Source organism: Paraburkholderia kirstenboschensis (assembly GCF_032806925.1).
Lineage (GTDB): Bacteria > Pseudomonadota > Gammaproteobacteria > Burkholderiales > Burkholderiaceae > Paraburkholderia > Paraburkholderia kirstenboschensis.
Map to the genome: position 1 here is coordinate 3,910,279 of NZ_CP136513.1, position 15,454 is coordinate 3,925,732.

General features: G+C 63.3%; 13 protein-coding genes. 5 read left to right on the plus strand and 8 right to left on the minus strand.

Annotated features, from left to right (window positions below; genetic code table 11):
• Window positions 1–4 precede the first annotated feature (4 nt).
• Entirely contained in the window at window positions 5–847 is an 843-nt protein-coding gene (locus RW095_RS40210; protein WP_317021115.1) for an AAA family ATPase, read from the minus strand.
• Window positions 848–1,112: 265 nt separating this feature from the next.
• Between RW095_RS40210 and RW095_RS40215 the strand changes: the two genes are divergently transcribed.
• Together RW095_RS40215 and RW095_RS40220 are read left to right on the plus strand one after the other, a co-directional pair.
• Window positions 1,113–1,481 carry a c-type cytochrome gene (locus tag RW095_RS40215; protein ID WP_013338619.1) on the plus strand — a complete coding sequence of 123 codons (369 nt, stop codon included), beginning with the start codon at window positions 1,113–1,115 and terminating at the stop codon, window positions 1,479–1,481.
• A gap of 58 nt (window positions 1,482–1,539) precedes the next feature.
• Window positions 1,540–1,923 carry a c-type cytochrome gene (locus RW095_RS40220; RefSeq protein ID WP_317021116.1) on the plus strand — a complete coding sequence of 128 codons (384 nt, stop codon included), beginning with the start codon at window positions 1,540–1,542 and terminating at the stop codon, window positions 1,921–1,923.
• Window positions 1,924–2,098: 175 nt separating this feature from the next.
• Here RW095_RS40220 and RW095_RS40225 read toward each other — a convergent pair whose 3' ends face one another.
• The 3 genes from RW095_RS40225 to rsxB form a co-directional block, all read right to left on the minus strand.
• A complete protein-coding gene (locus tag RW095_RS40225; RefSeq protein ID WP_020065321.1) occupies window positions 2,099–2,533 on the minus strand; it encodes a DUF1841 family protein in 435 nt (144 codons plus the stop codon).
• A 196-nt stretch (window positions 2,534–2,729) separates the two neighbouring features.
• Window positions 2,730–3,374 carry an endonuclease III gene (nth, locus tag RW095_RS40230; RefSeq protein ID WP_317021117.1) on the minus strand — a complete coding sequence of 215 codons (645 nt, stop codon included), beginning with the start codon at window positions 3,372–3,374 and terminating at the stop codon, window positions 2,730–2,732.
• Between the two features lie 19 nt (window positions 3,375–3,393).
• Window positions 3,394–4,296: an electron transport complex subunit RsxB gene (rsxB, locus tag RW095_RS40235; RefSeq protein ID WP_317022845.1), complete on the minus strand. Its 903-nt coding sequence runs from the start codon at window positions 4,294–4,296 to the stop codon at window positions 3,394–3,396.
• 241 nt (window positions 4,297–4,537) lie between these two features.
• On the opposite strand from rsxB, the gene RW095_RS40240 reads away from it, so the two are divergent.
• Entirely contained in the window at window positions 4,538–5,170 is a 633-nt protein-coding gene (locus RW095_RS40240) for a TetR/AcrR family transcriptional regulator (RefSeq protein ID WP_027803217.1), read from the plus strand.
• 187 nt (window positions 5,171–5,357) lie between these two features.
• On the opposite strand, the gene RW095_RS40245 is transcribed toward RW095_RS40240, so the two are convergent.
• Both RW095_RS40245 and RW095_RS40250 read right to left on the minus strand, forming a co-directional pair.
• Window positions 5,358–6,635 carry a polyhydroxyalkanoate depolymerase gene (locus RW095_RS40245; RefSeq protein ID WP_317021118.1) on the minus strand — a complete coding sequence of 426 codons (1,278 nt, stop codon included), beginning with the start codon at window positions 6,633–6,635 and terminating at the stop codon, window positions 5,358–5,360.
• Window positions 6,636–6,814: 179 nt separating this feature from the next.
• On the minus strand, window positions 6,815–8,695 hold the full coding sequence (locus tag RW095_RS40250) for a glycoside hydrolase family 15 protein (RefSeq protein WP_317021119.1): 1,881 nt from the start codon (window positions 8,693–8,695) through the stop codon (window positions 6,815–6,817).
• Between the two features lie 236 nt (window positions 8,696–8,931).
• Between RW095_RS40250 and RW095_RS40255 the strand changes: the two genes are divergently transcribed.
• Window positions 8,932–9,177, plus strand: a complete 246-nt coding sequence (locus RW095_RS40255; RefSeq protein WP_317021120.1) for a hypothetical protein — start codon at window positions 8,932–8,934, stop codon at window positions 9,175–9,177.
• A gap of 243 nt (window positions 9,178–9,420) precedes the next feature.
• Here the strand turns inward: RW095_RS40255 and RW095_RS40260 are convergent, their stop codons facing one another.
• Window positions 9,421–9,573, minus strand: a complete 153-nt coding sequence (locus tag RW095_RS40260; RefSeq protein WP_007175701.1) for a DUF3096 domain-containing protein — start codon at window positions 9,571–9,573, stop codon at window positions 9,421–9,423.
• 286 nt (window positions 9,574–9,859) lie between these two features.
• On the opposite strand from RW095_RS40260, the gene RW095_RS40265 reads away from it, so the two are divergent.
• Complete coding sequence (locus tag RW095_RS40265; RefSeq protein WP_317021121.1) at window positions 9,860–11,164, plus strand: lactonase family protein; 1,305 nt, start codon at window positions 9,860–9,862, stop codon at window positions 11,162–11,164.
• A 188-nt stretch (window positions 11,165–11,352) separates the two neighbouring features.
• On the opposite strand, the gene RW095_RS40270 is transcribed toward RW095_RS40265, so the two are convergent.
• On the minus strand, window positions 11,353–15,390 hold the full coding sequence (locus RW095_RS40270; RefSeq protein ID WP_317021122.1) for an FtsK/SpoIIIE family DNA translocase: 4,038 nt from the start codon (window positions 15,388–15,390) through the stop codon (window positions 11,353–11,355).
• Window positions 15,391–15,454: the final 64 nt, after the last annotated feature.

Genomic DNA, 15,454 nt, shown 5'->3' on the forward strand with positions numbered 1-15,454 from the left:
AAATTCAACGGTTATTGCGGTTCATGAAGATCAGCCGCTCGAACAGGCTCACGTCCTGTTCGTTTTTCAAAAGCGCGCCGTGCAGCGGCGGAATGATCTGTTTCTGATCCGACGAGCGCAACGCTTCGGGCGGGATGTCTTCGGCGAGCAGCAGCTTGAGCCAGTCGAGCAGTTCGGACGTGGACGGCTTCTTCTTCAGTCCGGCGACGTTGCGCAGTTCGAAAAAGCTTTGCATGGCCGCGGCGAGCAGTTCCTTCTTGATGCCCGGATAGTGCACCTCGACGATCTGCTGCATCGTGGCCGGGTCCGGAAACTTGATGTAATGAAAAAAGCAGCGGCGCAGGAACGCGTCGGGCAACTCCTTCTCATTGTTCGACGTGATGATGACGAGCGGACGCTGTTTCGCGCGGATCAACTCGTGCGTCTCGTACACGTAGAACTCCATGCGGTCGAGTTCGCGCAGCAGGTCGTTCGGAAATTCGATGTCGGCCTTGTCGATCTCGTCGATCAGCAGCACCGTTTGTTCGTCCGATTCGAACGCCTGCCACAGCACACCCTTGACGATGTAGTTGCGGATGTCCTTCACGCGCTCGTCGCCGAGTTGCGAATCGCGCAGGCGCGACACCGCGTCGTATTCGTACAGACCCTGCTGGGCCTTGGTGGTGGACTTGATATGCCACTGCAGCAGCAGCATGCCGAGCGCGGCGGCGACTTCTTCGGCCAGCATGGTCTTGCCGGTGCCGGGCTCGCCCTTGATCAGCAGCGGGCGCTTGAGCGTCATCGCGGCGTTGACCGCGAGCTTGAGGTCGTCGGTGGCGACGTACTGCGATGAGCCTTCGAAACGCATGGCAAGATGCTCTTTGGGCGGAAAAAACCCAGTATAAGTCAGAAGCCCTGTTGGCCTGAAACCGGCTCGCGTATGGTTTCAGCCGCGGTGCGGCCCGGCCGGAATGCAGGCCCGCCGGCCGGCGCGCCCCGCGCGGTGGACGTTCGGCGCGGCGTCGCGGTACAATTAGCCCGATTTTTTTGGCCTGCGTGGCTCCCTATAAGAATAACGGCGCGGGCCGTTGCCTTTTTGGGCGCCCGTTTCCCCTCAAGCCAGGTTACATGCTATGAATAAATTCGTCGGCAAACACGTCGTGATCGCAGCGCTGTCGGTGCTCGCGGGCTATGCGGCCAGTGCGCAGGCAGCGGATGTCGTCGGCAACGCGAAAGCGGGCCAAGGCAAGGTCGCGATGTGTATTGGCTGCCACGGCATCCCTGAATATCGCACGGCTTATCCTGAGGTCTACCGCGTGCCCATGCTCGGCGGCCAGAATCAGGCGTACCTCGAAAACGCCCTGCGCGGCTACAAGAAGGGCGATCGCCACTTCGAAACGATGCACGCGATCACCGCGTCGCTATCGGATCAGGACATCGCCGACATCGCTGCTTACTATGCGGCGCAAAATTCCTCATCGAAGAGCAATCCCGACAAGTGACCGGCTGCGGTTATCCAACCAGTCACATGGCTATTAAATTCGCGGGATAGGAGAATTCATGAATAAGCTCCAACAGGCACTCCACACGGTGTTCAAGGCTGCATGCGCGTCGGCGGCAGTATTCGGTCTGGTTGCAGCGAGCGTCGCGCACGCGGCCGACGCCGGCAACGGCAAGGTGCTGTCCGAGAGCCACAACTGCGCGGCATGTCACGGCCCGAACCTGAACAAACCCGTCAGCCCGGAATATCCGAAGCTCGCGGGTCAGCATTCCGATTACGTCTACTGGGCGCTGCGTCAGTATCAAATGGGTAACGGCAACCCGCACATGGGCCGTAATAACGCGATCATGCAGGCGCAGGTGCAGAGCCTGTCGCAATCGGACATGAAAGACATCGCGGCTTACATCGAATCGCTGAACGGCGATCTCGTGCAGAAGAAGTAAGCGCGCCGCGCCATCTCGGCGCTGCCTGGCGATTTCAACGACACCCCGCTTCGACGGGGTGTCGTGCTATTGGACTCCCGAGTTTGCATAAGTGACTGGGTTCGCGGTCCTGCGCGCGCTCATTTGCGCATTCCCTTCGGGCTCCTGCCCGCTTTGCTATGCGGCCCGCTTGTGCCTAGTCGCGCGTCGCGCGCCGTTCGATCCGCTGCAGATACGCGTCGGTATCCGGCGGCAGGCCTGTGCGCTGCGCTTCCCAAATGGTTTCGCCGAGGCATTCCATGATCGCGTGCTGCGCGTCGTGCGTCGATCCAAGACGGGCGGCAAGACGCTCATGCGCGGCGCGGATGCCTGGCGGCTGGTCGATCGACAGCTGTTCTGTGATGGCCAGGTGCATCGACAGATGCAGGAACGGATTGGTCTGCCCGCGCTCAGGCGAGTAGTCCTGAGCCTGAGCCGCCTCGGTATCGGTCAGTTCCGCGTGATACTCGGGATGCTCAGTGATCCAGTCGGCGGCAATCGCTTCGAGCGGCGTCAGAATCTCGCCCTGACGCTGCTTGCGCCAGGTCTCGGTGAAAAATTGACGGACTTCGTCGCGGCTGGGATTGAACATCGTGGGACCGGTTTATCGAGTGGAAAGTGAGAGGAGAGCGCGACGCCCGCGTGCGGTAACGGGCTGCTGTGAGAACGCGCATTGCGGGGCCGCGTAGGTAGGCCGGTGCCGCCACGTATAACGCAGACCGCTGCCGCTCTATGTATAACGCGGCATTTTACGCGCGGGTGCTGCGGCTTGCTGAGGACGCGCACGCTCAAAGATCGGGCGGCGGCGTCTTTGGCCGGAATTTGCAAAGCGGCTCGATCACGCAATGCCAGCACTCCGGCCGACGCGCCTTGCACACATAACGGCCATGCAGGATCAGCCAATGATGCGCGTCCTTCTTGAACTCGGCGGGCGTGAATTTTTCGAGCGCTGCTTCGACCGCGCGCACGTCCTTGCCGGGAGCCAGCCCGGTTCGATTCGCAACCCGAAAGATGTGCGTATCGACGGCGATAGTCGGATGGCCGAACGCCGTGTTCAGAATCACATTAGCTGTTTTGCGCCCGACGCCCGGCAGACTTTCCAGCGCCTCGCGGTCCTCCGGCACTTCGCCGCCGTACTGATCGAGCAGGATGCGGCAAGTCGCGATCACGTTCTTGGCCTTGTTCCGATACAGGCCGATCGTCTTGATGTAGTCGGCGACGCCTTCTTCTCCGAGGTCAAACACTTTCTGCGGCGTGTTGGCGACCGGAAACATCTTGCGCATGGCCTTGTTGACCGACACGTCTGTCGCCTGCGCTGAAAGCAGTACGGCAATCAGCAGTTCGAACGGTGTGGTGTACTCCAGTTCGGTCGTTGGATGCGGATTGATGCTCTGAAGCGTTTCGTAGATGGCACGGCGTTTATTCGCGTTCATGCTGAGCGGGCGGATGCTGTTAGCGCGGATTGCGCGTGCTGGCCGGTGTCGACGGCGGCGGGTTGCCGGCGGGCTCGTCGGCGGGCTTATCGGCAAGTTGCTCGGCACCTGTGCCGGTGAGTCCGAGACGGCGGCGGCGTGCTTCGGCCGCGTCGATCTGCAGCTGCACGTCGGCGCTTACCTGCTCGGTGTTCAACGGGGCCTGGCCTTTGGCGGCCAGCTCTTCCTTCTTCTTGCGCGCGCGTTCGAGCGCGGCCTGGATAATCGCGCGTTTTTTCGCTTCGGCGTCGGCGTTCCCGGCGATGCTTGCAGGCGATGCCGCCGGCGTCGACACGTTGCCTGCCGGTGCGTTGGTAGCCGCGGTGGCGGCTGCGCTGCTGCGCCGCGCCGCAACACGTGCCTCCGCAGCTTCGCGCTCGCGCGCGAGACGCGCCTCGCGCCGGTTATGCCGCTCGCGCGCCGCGTCGGCGAGCGGTTGGCTCCACGCGTCCCAGCCGGTCGCCTCGCCGGTGACGGGCGGCATCGAAATGCAATCGACCGGGCAGGGCGGCACGCACAGGTCGCAGCCCGTGCACAACTCGGCGACTACCGTGTGCATGTGTTTCGGTGCCCCAACTATTGCGTCGACCGGGCACGCCTGCATGCACAACGTGCAGCCGATGCACACCTGTTCGTCGATAACCGCCACAGGGCGCGGCCGTTCGACGCCATTGGCGGAATTGAGCGGAATCACCGGTTTGCCGAGCAGGGCGGCGAGGCGCGCGACACCTTCCTCGCCGCCCGGCGGGCACTGGTTGTAATTGGCTTCGCCGCATGCGACGGCCTCGGCATACGGACGGCAGGCCGCATAACCGCACTTGGTGCATTGCGTCTGGGGAAGCAGATCTTCAATGCGATCTGCGAGTGTCTTGATCTCTGTCACGGTCACGATGTGGGGCCAAGCGGGGCTCGGCGGGCGGCCGCACAGCTTGAACTAAATAGCACATTATCGCCGATTTCCCCAATTGCCATCGGCAATCCATGTGCCATAATCGAAGCGCTTTTTTCGAAAGACCGCAGAAGGGTTTTCCCCCAACCAGCCCGTTTAGTGCTGTCGGTGCAAGGCCCGAGGAGAGGCCGGCGGCGCGATCCGGAAAAACGCGGCTCACGAAGACCATGCCACCATGAATCAGCCGAAAATCAAAAGAGATCCTGAAGGCACCCGGCGCCGCATTCTGCTTGCGGCAGCCGAAGAGTTTGCAAATGGTGGGCTATTCGGCGCGCGCGTCGATCAGATCGCCCGCCGCGCGGAGACGAATGAACGCATGCTCTACTACTACTTTGGTAGCAAGGAGCAGCTTTTCACTGCAGTACTCGAGCACGCGTTCAGCGCGCTCAACGAAGCGGAACGCACGCTCGAACTGAACGGCATTGCGCCGGTCGAGGCAGTTACGCGCCTCGCGCATTTTGTTTGGGATTACTACCGCGACCATCCTGAACTGCTGCGCCTCGTCAATAACGAGAACTTGCACGAGGCGCGTTATATGCAGAAGTCCACGCGCATCCGCGAGATGATTTCGCCGATCGTCGCCACGCTTGGCGGCATCCTCGAGCGAGGTCAACGCGCGGGGCTGTTTCGCACGAACGTGGATCCGCTGCGCTTCTACGTCACGCTGTCGGGCATGGGCTATTACATCGTGTCCAATCGCTTCACGCTCGAAGCCACGCTTGGTCGCGATTTCAGCAGTGCAAGCGAACGCAGTGAAGTGATTCAGATGAACACCGAACTACTGCTCGCTTATCTGTTGCGAAAGTAGGACGGCACCTAGTGCTGGCCTGCAAAGTTGAGAGGCGCTAAAGGCGTTTCTCAACTTTGCCTGCTTTTGAACGAGGCGTTTGAGACGGGCCAAAAAAACGGCCTCCTGATCAGGAGGCCGTTCTTATCAATTGCGCGAGAGCTTCGTGAGTGGCTGCAAAGCCTGCACGAAGCCGCATGAACACCCGTCAAACTTCAGCTTTTTCCTTCACGACCTTCGGCGCCTTGTTGTGTTCGAGGATGAAGTCGCGCAACTGCGGATAAATGATCGTGCGCCAGCGGCGACCCGAAAAGATGCCGTAGTGCCCGCACTTTTCCGCCGTGAAGTGACGCTTGTTCTTCTCCGGAATGCCGGTGCACAACCCGTGAGCGGCATAGGTCTGACCGTCGCCGGAAATGTCGTCCAGCTCGCCTTCAATCGTCAAGAGCGCGGTTTTCGTAATGTCCTGCGGCCGCACGCGTTCGCCGGCCACGTCCCAGGTGCCTTCAGCCAGACAGAACTCCTGAAACACTACGCGGATCGTGTCCAGGTAGTAGTCGGCGTCCATGTCGAGCACGGCGTTGTACTCGTCGTAAAAGCGACGATGCGCTTCCGCGTCGTCTTCGTCGCCGCGCAACAGGCTCTGGTAGAAGTCCCAATGCGAAGCCGCGTGACGTTCCGGGTTCATCGCGACGAAGCCCGTGTGTTGCAGGAAGCCCGGGTAGACCTTGCGGCCCACGCCCGGATAGTTCGGCGGCACCGTGAAGATCACGTTGTTTTCGAACCACTCGTACGAATGTTGTGTGGCGAGCGAGTTGACCGAGGTGGGGCTCTTGCGCGCGTCGATGGGCCCGCCCATCATGGTCATGGTGCGCGGCGTGTCTTCGCCGCGGCTCGCCAGCAGCGAAATCGCGGCGAGCACCGGTACGGTCGGCTGGCACACGGAGATCACATGCAGATTCTTCGCGCCGATGTGGCGGATGAATTCCTGAATGTAGGCGACGTAATCGTCGAGATGGAATTCGCCGTCTTCGAGCGGCACCATGCGCGCGTCGATCCAGTCGGTCAGATAGACCTTGTGGTCCTGCAACAACGTGCGCACTGTGTCACGCAGTAGCGTGGCATGGTGCCCCGACAACGGCGCGCACACCAGCACCACCGGCTCGTCCTTGAGTTGGGTCACGGCGTCGCTGTCGTCCGCGAAACGCTTGAAGCGCATCAGGCGGCAGAACGGCTTCTCGATGATCGTTTGCTCGATGATCGGGATGTTGTGACCGTCTTTGACGATTTGATGGAGATTGAACTCCGGCTTCTCGTAATCTTTACCAAGCCGGTAAAGCAGTTCGTAACCGGCGGAAAGGCGCGTGGCGCCAGGCACGTAGGCCAGCGGGCTGGCCGGATTCGCGAACGATTTGGACGCGGCCTGAGCCCAGGCGGTAAGCGGGCTCAGCATAGCCCGCTGGAATTCGTGCAATTGGTAGAGCATGGGTGCTCCGTTTTAAGCGGTTCGCATGGGGCTTCGCAAACACGCGTGTGGCGTTGCGGCAGGCCATTCTGGTTGTTGGCACACTATTTTTGGGCCGACAGACGGTTCGATCATATAGAAACTAGTGGTGTTGTGCAATGCAGCAATCCGGCAGATCCATCCGTAAAAGTGTCATTGAATCATGCTACTGGCGATGTTGCCGTGCCGCTATCCGGGCTTGCAGCAGCCTCAAGTTCTGCCCGGTGGCTGCCGTTATGGCACGGCTGGCCCGTGGCCTGCGCCATCGCCTGTTCATGTTTCATGAGGTTCAGGCCGGTGTTGACGAGCGACACATGCGAGAACGCCTGCGGGAAATTGCCGACCAGGCGTTTCGCGGACGGGTCGTATTCCTCCGCGAGCAGCCCAACGTCGTTGCATAGTCCGAGCAGCCGTTCGTACATGGCGATCGCTTCGTCGAGGCGGCCTTGCAGCGCCAGGTTGTCCACCATCCAGAACGAACAAGCCAGAAACGTGCCTTCCCCGGGCGGAAGGCCGTCGTCGAATTCGGTCGTGCGGTAGCGCATCACGAAGCCGTCGTGCATCAGGTCGCGTTCGATCGCGTCCACCGTGCCTTTCATGCGCGGATCATGCGGCGGCAGGAAGCCGACGAGCGGCATGAGGAGCACGCTCGCGTCCAGCTGCTCGCTGCCGTACGCCTGCACAAACGCGTTGCGCGACGGATTCCATGCCTTCTCGCAGACTTCCGCGTGAATCTGCGCGCGGGTCGCGCGCCATTCGTCGAGCGGGCCTTCGAGCTTGAACATTTCCGCCGAGGCAAGCGCGCGGTCGAACGCAACCCACGCCATGACCTTCGAGAAAGTGAAATGCTGGCGCCCGCCGCGCGTCTCCCAGATGCCCTCGTCGGGTTGCTGCCAGATCGTGGTCAGGTGGCGCAGCAGCGCGCATTGCACGTTCCACGCAGTGTCGTCTGCCTGCAAGCCGCCGATGCGCGCCAGATGCAGCGCGTTCATCACCTCGCCATACACGTCCAGCTGCAGCTGCCCGACCGCGTTATTGCCGATCCGCACGGGTTTCGCGCCCTGATAGCCGGGCAACCAGTCGATCTCGAACTCCGGCAGGCGCCGCTCTCCCGCGATCCCGTACATGATCTGCAACTGGTCGGGCGCCCCGGCCGTGACCCGGCCGAGCCAGCTGCGCCATGCGCGCGCTTCGTCGTAATAGCCGCCGCGCATCAGCGCGAGCAGCGTGATCGTCGCGTCGCGCAGCCAGCAGTAGCGGTAGTCCCAGTTGCGCGTGCCGCCCAGCTGTTCAGGCAGCGACGTGGTGGGCGCGGCGACGATTCCGCCGGTCGGCTCGTAGGCGAGCGCCCGCAGCGTGATCAGCGAGCGGCGGATCGGCTCGGCCCATCTGCCCTGGATGGTGCCGCGCGCCGACCATTCCAGCCAGTGGTTCTCGGTGCGCGCGAGCGCCGTGTGCGGATCGCGCGCCGGCGGAAGCCGCAGATGCGAGGCGGCATAGGCGAGCGAGAAGGGCACACGCTCGCCTTCCTTGACGGTGAAGGTCGCCACCGTTTTCATGTTCTCGCCGACCAGTTCCACGGGCGTGCGCAGCACCGCGTTATCCGGGCCGGCGATCGCGCGGATGCCGCTCTCGTTCTTCAGGCGGGCGACCCACGGAATCGAGAAACCGTAGTCGAAGCGCAGCACGAGTTCCATCTTCATGCGCACGGTGCCGCGTTTGCCAACGACGATCCGCACCATCTCCGACCAGCCGTTGCCCGGCGGCATGAAATCCACGAGCGTGACCGCGCCTTCGGGCGTTTCGAAGTCGGTTTCGAGTATCAGCGTTTCGCCCCGATAACGGCGGGTGATTTTCACGGGCGCGTCGGAATCGGGGCAAATCAGCCAGCGGCCGTTGTCCGGCGTGCCGAGCAGCGCGGCGAAGCATGCTCCGGAGTCGAAACGCGGCCAGCAAAGCCAGTCGACGGAACCTTCGCGGGAGATGAGCGCGGCGGTGTGGCCGTCGCCGATGAGCGCATAGTCTTCGATAGGTGCGGGCATGAGGGTGCGTATCAGTGCGTTTGGATAGCAGGTGCCGCACAACTGGCCGCACCTGTTCGTTGTTCTTTCCGGACTCGCTGGCGGCTTTCGGGTTTCATCGGCAATGCGGCAAAACGCGGGTTGGTAAATGTCAAACCTATGCCTACAATCGGTAATCTGGCCGGTGCGGAAATCTTCGTGATTTGCGAACCGGCTTGCCCATCGCGCATGCACACGCCGTTTCGAGGACGAAAGCCATGCTGAATCCGTCAAAATCCGACTGCATCACGATTCTCTCCGCCGCGAGCCAGCTTGCGGACGATTCAATGTTGCGTCTCGATCACAGCCGCCTTGGCCTGAGCCTCAACGGCATGCAGACCGCCGCCAGCTTTCTGATCGAACGAGCCTGCTTCCGGCGTTATCAGGAAGGTGACGGCCATTATGCCGTCGGCGCGCTGTCGCTGCAGGGGCGCTGGCGTCTGGACCAGCTTTCGAACGGCTGACGCCAGCGTATAGCACGCAAGCGATTCGCATAGGGCGCTATCTGGATGCTGCGCCGCGCATGATCGGCTGACATCTACTGCCACCAGCCTGCGGCAATGACCGGCACGGTCGTGTCCCGGCGTGCGCGCTTGTGTGCGCTCCATGCGTTCGTGCACTGTCGCGCAGTCGCAGTGCTCTTACCCCGACCGCCCGTCTACTTCGCATGGAGATAAGCCGGGCCGTCTTGCGCCCGGCTGCCGCGCTCAGAAGTGCGAAGAGCCCACGCCAAAAATCCCAATGATCCCGATGATGATCAGATAGAGCGCGACGATATAGTTCAACAGCCGCGGCATCACGAGAATCAGAATGCCGGCGATCAACGAAACCAGCGGGCCCAGGCTGAGTGTGACGTTCATGAATGCTCCGTAGTGTGGTGAGACGCGATTAAAAAAGATCCCGCCCAGGCGGGACAATTGCTACCAACGCAGCGGCTGTCGATACAGCGGCTGCCGCTGCAGCACTCCAGTCCCGAAACAATCCGCTACCCGATTGACCACCTGCCGACGGGTTCACGCGGCCTGCTTCGCTGCATCATCCGTTGCAACGCTTTTATACTTGCTCGACAACGCTCGACCGCCGCGCGGCAGACCAGAGACGCCGTTACAACCAATTCATGCAAATAACCGATGCAGAGGAGGTCATATGCTTCGTCGTCACCGGGCCGCAGTGCGCGCCGCTCCAGGTGTTACTCAGCCTTCTTCGTATCCCGATGCGGGCTCCCTTTCACGGCGCGCGCGCACATGGGCTCCGATGCTCTCCGCCGGCTCGATCATAAAAGGTTTCGCGCTCATGGTCTCGATTGTCGCTTCGCCCGCGTTTGCCCAGGAGGCCGGCCCGGCTCCCGCCGACGGCGTCTATGACATGCTGGTCGGCACCTATACCGGCGGCCAGAGCGAGGGCTTGTATGTCTATCGCTTCGACACGAAGACTGGCGACGCGACGCGCGTCTCGGTCGCGCAGACGGTCAACCCGTCGTATCTGGTGGTGAGCCGCGACCGCCGGTTCGTCTATGCCGTCAACGAACTGCCTGGCGACAACGGACCGGCCAGCCAGCGCGGCGGCATCAGCGCGTTTCGCTTCGACGCCACGAGCGGCCAGTTGAGCTTCCTCAACAAGGTTTCTGCCGGCGGCAACGATCCGTGCTACCTGAGTCTCTCACCGGATGGCAAATATCTGCTGACCGCGAACTATTCGGTCGCGGCCGACCCGGGCGGCAGCTTCGCGGTGTTTCCGGTGCAGGCGGACGGCCAGCTCGGCGCGTCTGTGCTGACCGTGCACCATGAAGGCGGCGGCCCGGTGAAAGGGCGCCAGGACAACTCGCATGTGCACTCCACTGTCTTTTCGCCGGACGGACGTTATCTGTTCGCGCAGGATCTCGGTGCCGACAAGCTCTATTCGTACCGCTACACGCCCGGCGGCAGCCGTGGCCTGTTCGGTCCCACCGACTGGCGTTATACCCAGGAGAAGCCGGGCACGGGCCCCCGGCATCTGGTTTTCGGCGCCGATGGCAAGCATGCGTACCTGACGAGCGAGCTCGCCGCCACCGTCAGCATCTTCAATTACGACGACGGCAAGCTTACGCAGGTCCAGACAGTCTCGCTAACGGAGCCCGGCTTCAAGGGCGCGGTCGGGGCGGCGGCGATCCATCTGTCGCCGGACGGGCGTTTCCTGTACGCGACCAATCGCGGCGACGCGAACGAGATCGTGATCTTCTCAGTCGATCCGACGAACGGACATCTGAAAAAGATCGGTCATCAATCGAGTCTCGGAAAGTCGCCGCGCGAATTTGCGATCGACCCCACGGGCAAATGGCTGATTGTCGGCAATCAGAACAGCGACACGGTCTACATATTCAAGCGCGACCAGCAGAGCGGCTTGCTCGAAGCGAACCCGAAGCGTATCGAGATCGGCTCGCCGGTCGACTTCAAGCTCGTGTCGCCGTCTTGAGGAAGGTGTCCGCGTCTGTCCGCAGGTGAGCGAACAACTGAATCATGCGTGCGAGCACGCGCGCTGTACGCTGCATGCTGCATGAACAACGGGCCGCTTCAAGCGGCCCGTTGTTTTGTGGCTGGCGTAGTTCGCCTCGTGACGCGTATTGGAGGCGTCGGCGATGGTGGACTGCCAGTGTGACAGGCTTATTCCGCAGGCCCGGGTGCGAGCACTTCACGGCTGCCGTTGATACCCATGGCCGAGACGAGCCCGGCGGTTTCCATCTGTTCGACAAGACGCGCCGCGCGGTTATAGCCGATGCGCAATTGCCGCTGCACCGATGAGATCGACGCGCGCCGCGTTCGGACGACGAACGCAACGGCTTCGTCGTAGAGCGGATCGGCTTCTGCATCCGGCGAGTCGCCGAACAGGTCCTGCGCCGCGCCGCCGTCGGTCGCGGGGCCGTCGAGAATGCCTTCCTCGTATTGCGGCTCGCCGAACTGCTTCAGATACTCGACGATCGCATGCACTTCCTCGTCCGCGACGAACGCGCCGTGCACGCGCTGCGGGTAGCCCGTGCCTGGTGGCAGGAACAGCATGTCGCCCTGGCCGAGCAGCGACTCCGCGCCCATCTGGTCGAGAATCGTGCGCGAGTCGATTTTCGACGATACCTGGAACGCGACGCGCGTCGGAATGTTCGCCTTGATAAGCCCGGTGATCACGTCCACCGAAGGCCGCTGCGTCGCGAGAATCAAGTGGATGCCGGCCGCGCGCGCTTTTTGCGCAAGCCGCGCGATTAGTTCCTCGATCTTCTTGCCGGCCACCATCATGAGGTCGGCGAGCTCGTCGATCACCACGACGATCAGCGGCAGAGGCGCGAGCGGCTCGGGCGCCTCCGGCGTCAGTGAAAACGGATTGCCCAGCTTCTTGCCCTTCGCTTCGGTGTCGCGAATTTTCTGGTTGAAGCCCGCGAGGTTGCGCACGCCGACCGCGGACATCAGGCGGTAGCGCTTTTCCATTTCGCCGACGCACCAGTTGAGCGCGTTGGCCGCGAGCTTCATGTCGGTGACGACAGGCGCGAGCAGATGCGGAATGCCTTCGTAGACCGACAGTTCCAGCATTTTCGGGTCGATCATGATGAGGCGCACTTCCTCGGGCGTCGCCTTGTAGAGCAGCGAGCAGATCATCGCGTTGATCGCGACCGACTTGCCCGAACCCGTCGTGCCCGCAACCAGCATGTGCGGTGCTTTAGCGAGATCGGCGACCACCGGATGGCCCGTGATGTCCTTGCCCATCGCAAGCGTCAATTGCGAATGCGAGTTCTGGTACACGCTCGCTTCGAGAATCTCGGACAGGCGGATCGTCTGGCGCTTCGCGTTCGGCAATTCGAGGCCCATGCACGTCTTGCCGGGAATCGTTTCGACGACGCGGATCGAAGTGAGTCCGAGGCCGCGCGACAGGTCCTTCATCAGTCCGACGATCTGACTGCCCCGCACGCCGAGCGCCGGTTCGACTTCGAAACGCGTGATGACGGGACCCGCCGATGCGCCGACCACCGTCACGGGCACCTTGAATTCCTGCAGGCGCTGTTCGATGAGCAGACCGGTCTCGATGAGTTTTTCCTCGGAGACGGGCTCGACGTCGGTATCGGCGGGCGCAAGCAGATCGAGCGTGGGCAGTTCCACCATCGACGCGGCCGGCGCGTGGAATTCGAAGCCGTTGGCCGGGCTGTGGCCACGCAGCGGCGCGCGCTGCGCGGGCGGTTCGGCCGCGGGCACCGGTTCGTGCACGGCGTTCGATGCGGCCGGGGGTAAAGAGTGCGGCGCCGAAAAGGTGGCATCCACAGCGGGAGCCTGGATCGCTGGTGCGGTCGGGGGCGCGCTGAAGCTCTCCTCATCGTGCGGATGCGGATGCGGTTGCGCCTGGCCGTGCGTTGCCGGCGGCGCCTGGGTCACGAAGCCCGGGAAACGAACCACGTTGGACGATACCGGTGTCGCGACGCTTTGCTCCGGCGCGACGGCCGTATCGGTCACAGGCGCGGTGCCTGGTCCGGCTGACGTGGCCGCTGGGTTCGCGAGGGTAGGGGACGTTAGCGCGTCGGCAGTGGGTGCATATGTCGGCCGTGCCGTGCTTTCGCTCGTACGTGTGTTTGTGCTTGTGCTTGCGGCGTGCGGAAGCTGTGGAAAGTTGACCGGAGCGCTGTTGGGCGCAATGTCCGGAGCGATCAACACCGGCCGGATCGCAAGCGGCGTAGCGGGGTCTTCGTCTTGCGCGCCGCGGTGCTGACTTGCATGCGTGGCCGCGCTAGCGGGGCTGTCCGGGCTGCCATCCGGCTGTTGCGCCGATGAAGGCAGGTCTTCTTCCCAAGGCGGCGTGTGCGACGGCGCGTCCGTCTCCTGCAGCCGGGTTGCAAAGATGCCGAACGGCGTGCCAGTGACGGGTGGTGCGGCAACCTGCAGTGTTGGCGCGACCGTCGATACCAATCCCGCTGCGGGCGCGATCGCCGGCGCCGACGGCGTTGCGAGTTCAGTCGACAAGGTATGTGGCGCTTGAATGACAGGCGGCTCAATCGGCCATTGCACGACTGGCACCGTACTGCTCGCAGCCGGCGCTTCGGGTTCCGTCCGCAGCGTATCAGCGTGCGCGTCAACCGGTGTTTCATGCGGCGTTTCTAGTGCAGTTTCTTCCACTGACATTCGGGGCTGCATTTCAGCGGGCTGCTCGGCCGGTGTTTCATCGGCGTTGATCGCCTCGGGTTCCGACGCATTGCTTGCCGCTGATCTTGCGGCATCGTTAGCCTCTGCTTGATCCGCGAGTGAAGGCGGCTCGAAGTTGCCGTCGCGCGAAATTTCCCCGCTTGCAGTGCCGCTCGGACCCGACGGCGGAATGTTCGCATCCGCGATCTTCGCACCTTCCGCGCCGGTGCTTCGCGCGAGGCTGACGCCGGCGATATCTGTCCAGCGGGCGGCGTTCTCCGCGATGCTGCGCAGCGTCTCCTGGACGCTGGCTGGCGGCGTGACCTTCTGAGTGGCGGGCAAGGGCCGCGTGTAGCTCGGCGCGGGCGACAACGGACGACGCGTGCCCGAAACCGCGGCGACATCCTGGGTTCGCGAGGCCGATGGCGACGCTTGCGCCGGCGATGCCGTGCGATTGAACGGCGTTGAAGCATGGTTGAGCGCGGTGCGCCCATCGACGGATCCGCTCGGCGGCGTCGTGGCCGCAGCCCCGCGCGGACCCACGGCCGTGCCCGCGGCGAGACGCGCAGCGTGCGCATCGGCGCCTTGTACACCGGCGGCCACTCCCGCCGCACTGGCGCCGATTCCCAACGATCCGCCGCCTCGCGGGTCACGAGCCGGGCGGCCTGTGACCGGCGAACCGTTATCACCAACCCCGTTTGTCGCCGCCGGGCTCGCAGTAGATGAACGCGGCTGCGACGCGGACTCGCGCAGCCATCCAGCCGGCGCGACCGGCTCAGTCGGCGTCCATGTGGGTTTGCCGGCAGCCGATCCATGCATCGGCGTCTGTGCCGTTATGTGCCGCGCCGGATTCGCGCTACCGGTGCGCAAGACTGGCTCAGCTTGCGAACTCCGGCTGCGCGGCGCAACTCGCCCGGCTCGCCAGCTTTCGCCAGCCGCGCGCGTTGCCGCGTCCCTGCCAGCGCACGATCCAGCAGCGCCCGCACCCGCAGCGCCGACACCTGCGGCCCCGGCGCCACCCGCAGCGCGCCCTTTGACAGGCGGTCGCCAAACAGTCGGCCGCGAATAACGCCCTTTGCTTTTGGGCGCCATCGTGTTCATGGAACTGGAAATGTGCGGCGACGCGCCGTCGTCGATGCGATGGCGGCGCGCCTCGTCGTCACGCCTTGCGAGACCGCGCGAGGCGAGGCCGAGGCCGAACGCGCCGTCGGCCCACGCGAGAAACTCGCGCCAGTGAAAACCGATCAGCCAGGGCAGGCTGACGACCAGCAGCGCGAGCGCCGCGAGCGGCGTGCCGATATGCCCGAGCAGATGACCGAAGCCCGCCGCGAGCGCATGGCCGAGCGCGTTCGTGCTGGCCACGCCGATCAGCGACGCCTCCAGCGTGCAGCTCGCCAGCATCACGCAGACGAAGCCGAGCCACAGCCTGATCGTGCCGGGGCCGCGCAAACCCGCGCCGCCCGGCAGCATCGACTTGACGAGCCGCCATATGAGAGGAATGAACCAGACGGCCGACCCGCCGAACCAGCCGAAAACTACCGTGTGCATACTGGACATCGACAAATGACGGATTGAGGGAAACGCAATCCGTCGAGTTTAAACCGGCGAAGCC

Excerpts from the sequence above, each read along its gene's own strand:
- RW095_RS40210 (WP_317021115.1), bottom strand. The coding sequence starts at position 847 with ATGCGTTTCGAAGGCTCATCGCAGTACGTCGCCACCGACGACCTCAAG.
- RW095_RS40215 (WP_013338619.1), top strand. The coding sequence starts at position 1,113 with ATGAATAAATTCGTCGGCAAACACGTCGTGATCGCAGCGCTGTCGGTG.
- RW095_RS40220 (WP_317021116.1), top strand. The coding sequence starts at position 1,540 with ATGAATAAGCTCCAACAGGCACTCCACACGGTGTTCAAGGCTGCATGC.
- RW095_RS40225 (WP_020065321.1), bottom strand. The coding sequence starts at position 2,533 with ATGTTCAATCCCAGCCGCGACGAAGTCCGTCAATTTTTCACCGAGACC.
- nth (WP_317021117.1), bottom strand. The coding sequence starts at position 3,374 with ATGAACGCGAATAAACGCCGTGCCATCTACGAAACGCTTCAGAGCATC.
- RW095_RS40240 (WP_027803217.1), top strand. The coding sequence starts at position 4,538 with ATGAATCAGCCGAAAATCAAAAGAGATCCTGAAGGCACCCGGCGCCGC.
- RW095_RS40245 (WP_317021118.1), bottom strand. The coding sequence starts at position 6,635 with ATGCTCTACCAATTGCACGAATTCCAGCGGGCTATGCTGAGCCCGCTT.
- RW095_RS40250 (WP_317021119.1), bottom strand. The coding sequence starts at position 8,695 with ATGCCCGCACCTATCGAAGACTATGCGCTCATCGGCGACGGCCACACC.
- RW095_RS40255 (WP_317021120.1), top strand. The coding sequence starts at position 8,932 with ATGCTGAATCCGTCAAAATCCGACTGCATCACGATTCTCTCCGCCGCG.
- RW095_RS40260 (WP_007175701.1), bottom strand. The coding sequence starts at position 9,573 with ATGAACGTCACACTCAGCCTGGGCCCGCTGGTTTCGTTGATCGCCGGC.
- RW095_RS40265 (WP_317021121.1), top strand. The coding sequence starts at position 9,860 with ATGCTTCGTCGTCACCGGGCCGCAGTGCGCGCCGCTCCAGGTGTTACT.
- RW095_RS40270 (WP_317021122.1), bottom strand. The coding sequence starts at position 15,390 with ATGCACACGGTAGTTTTCGGCTGGTTCGGCGGGTCGGCCGTCTGGTTC.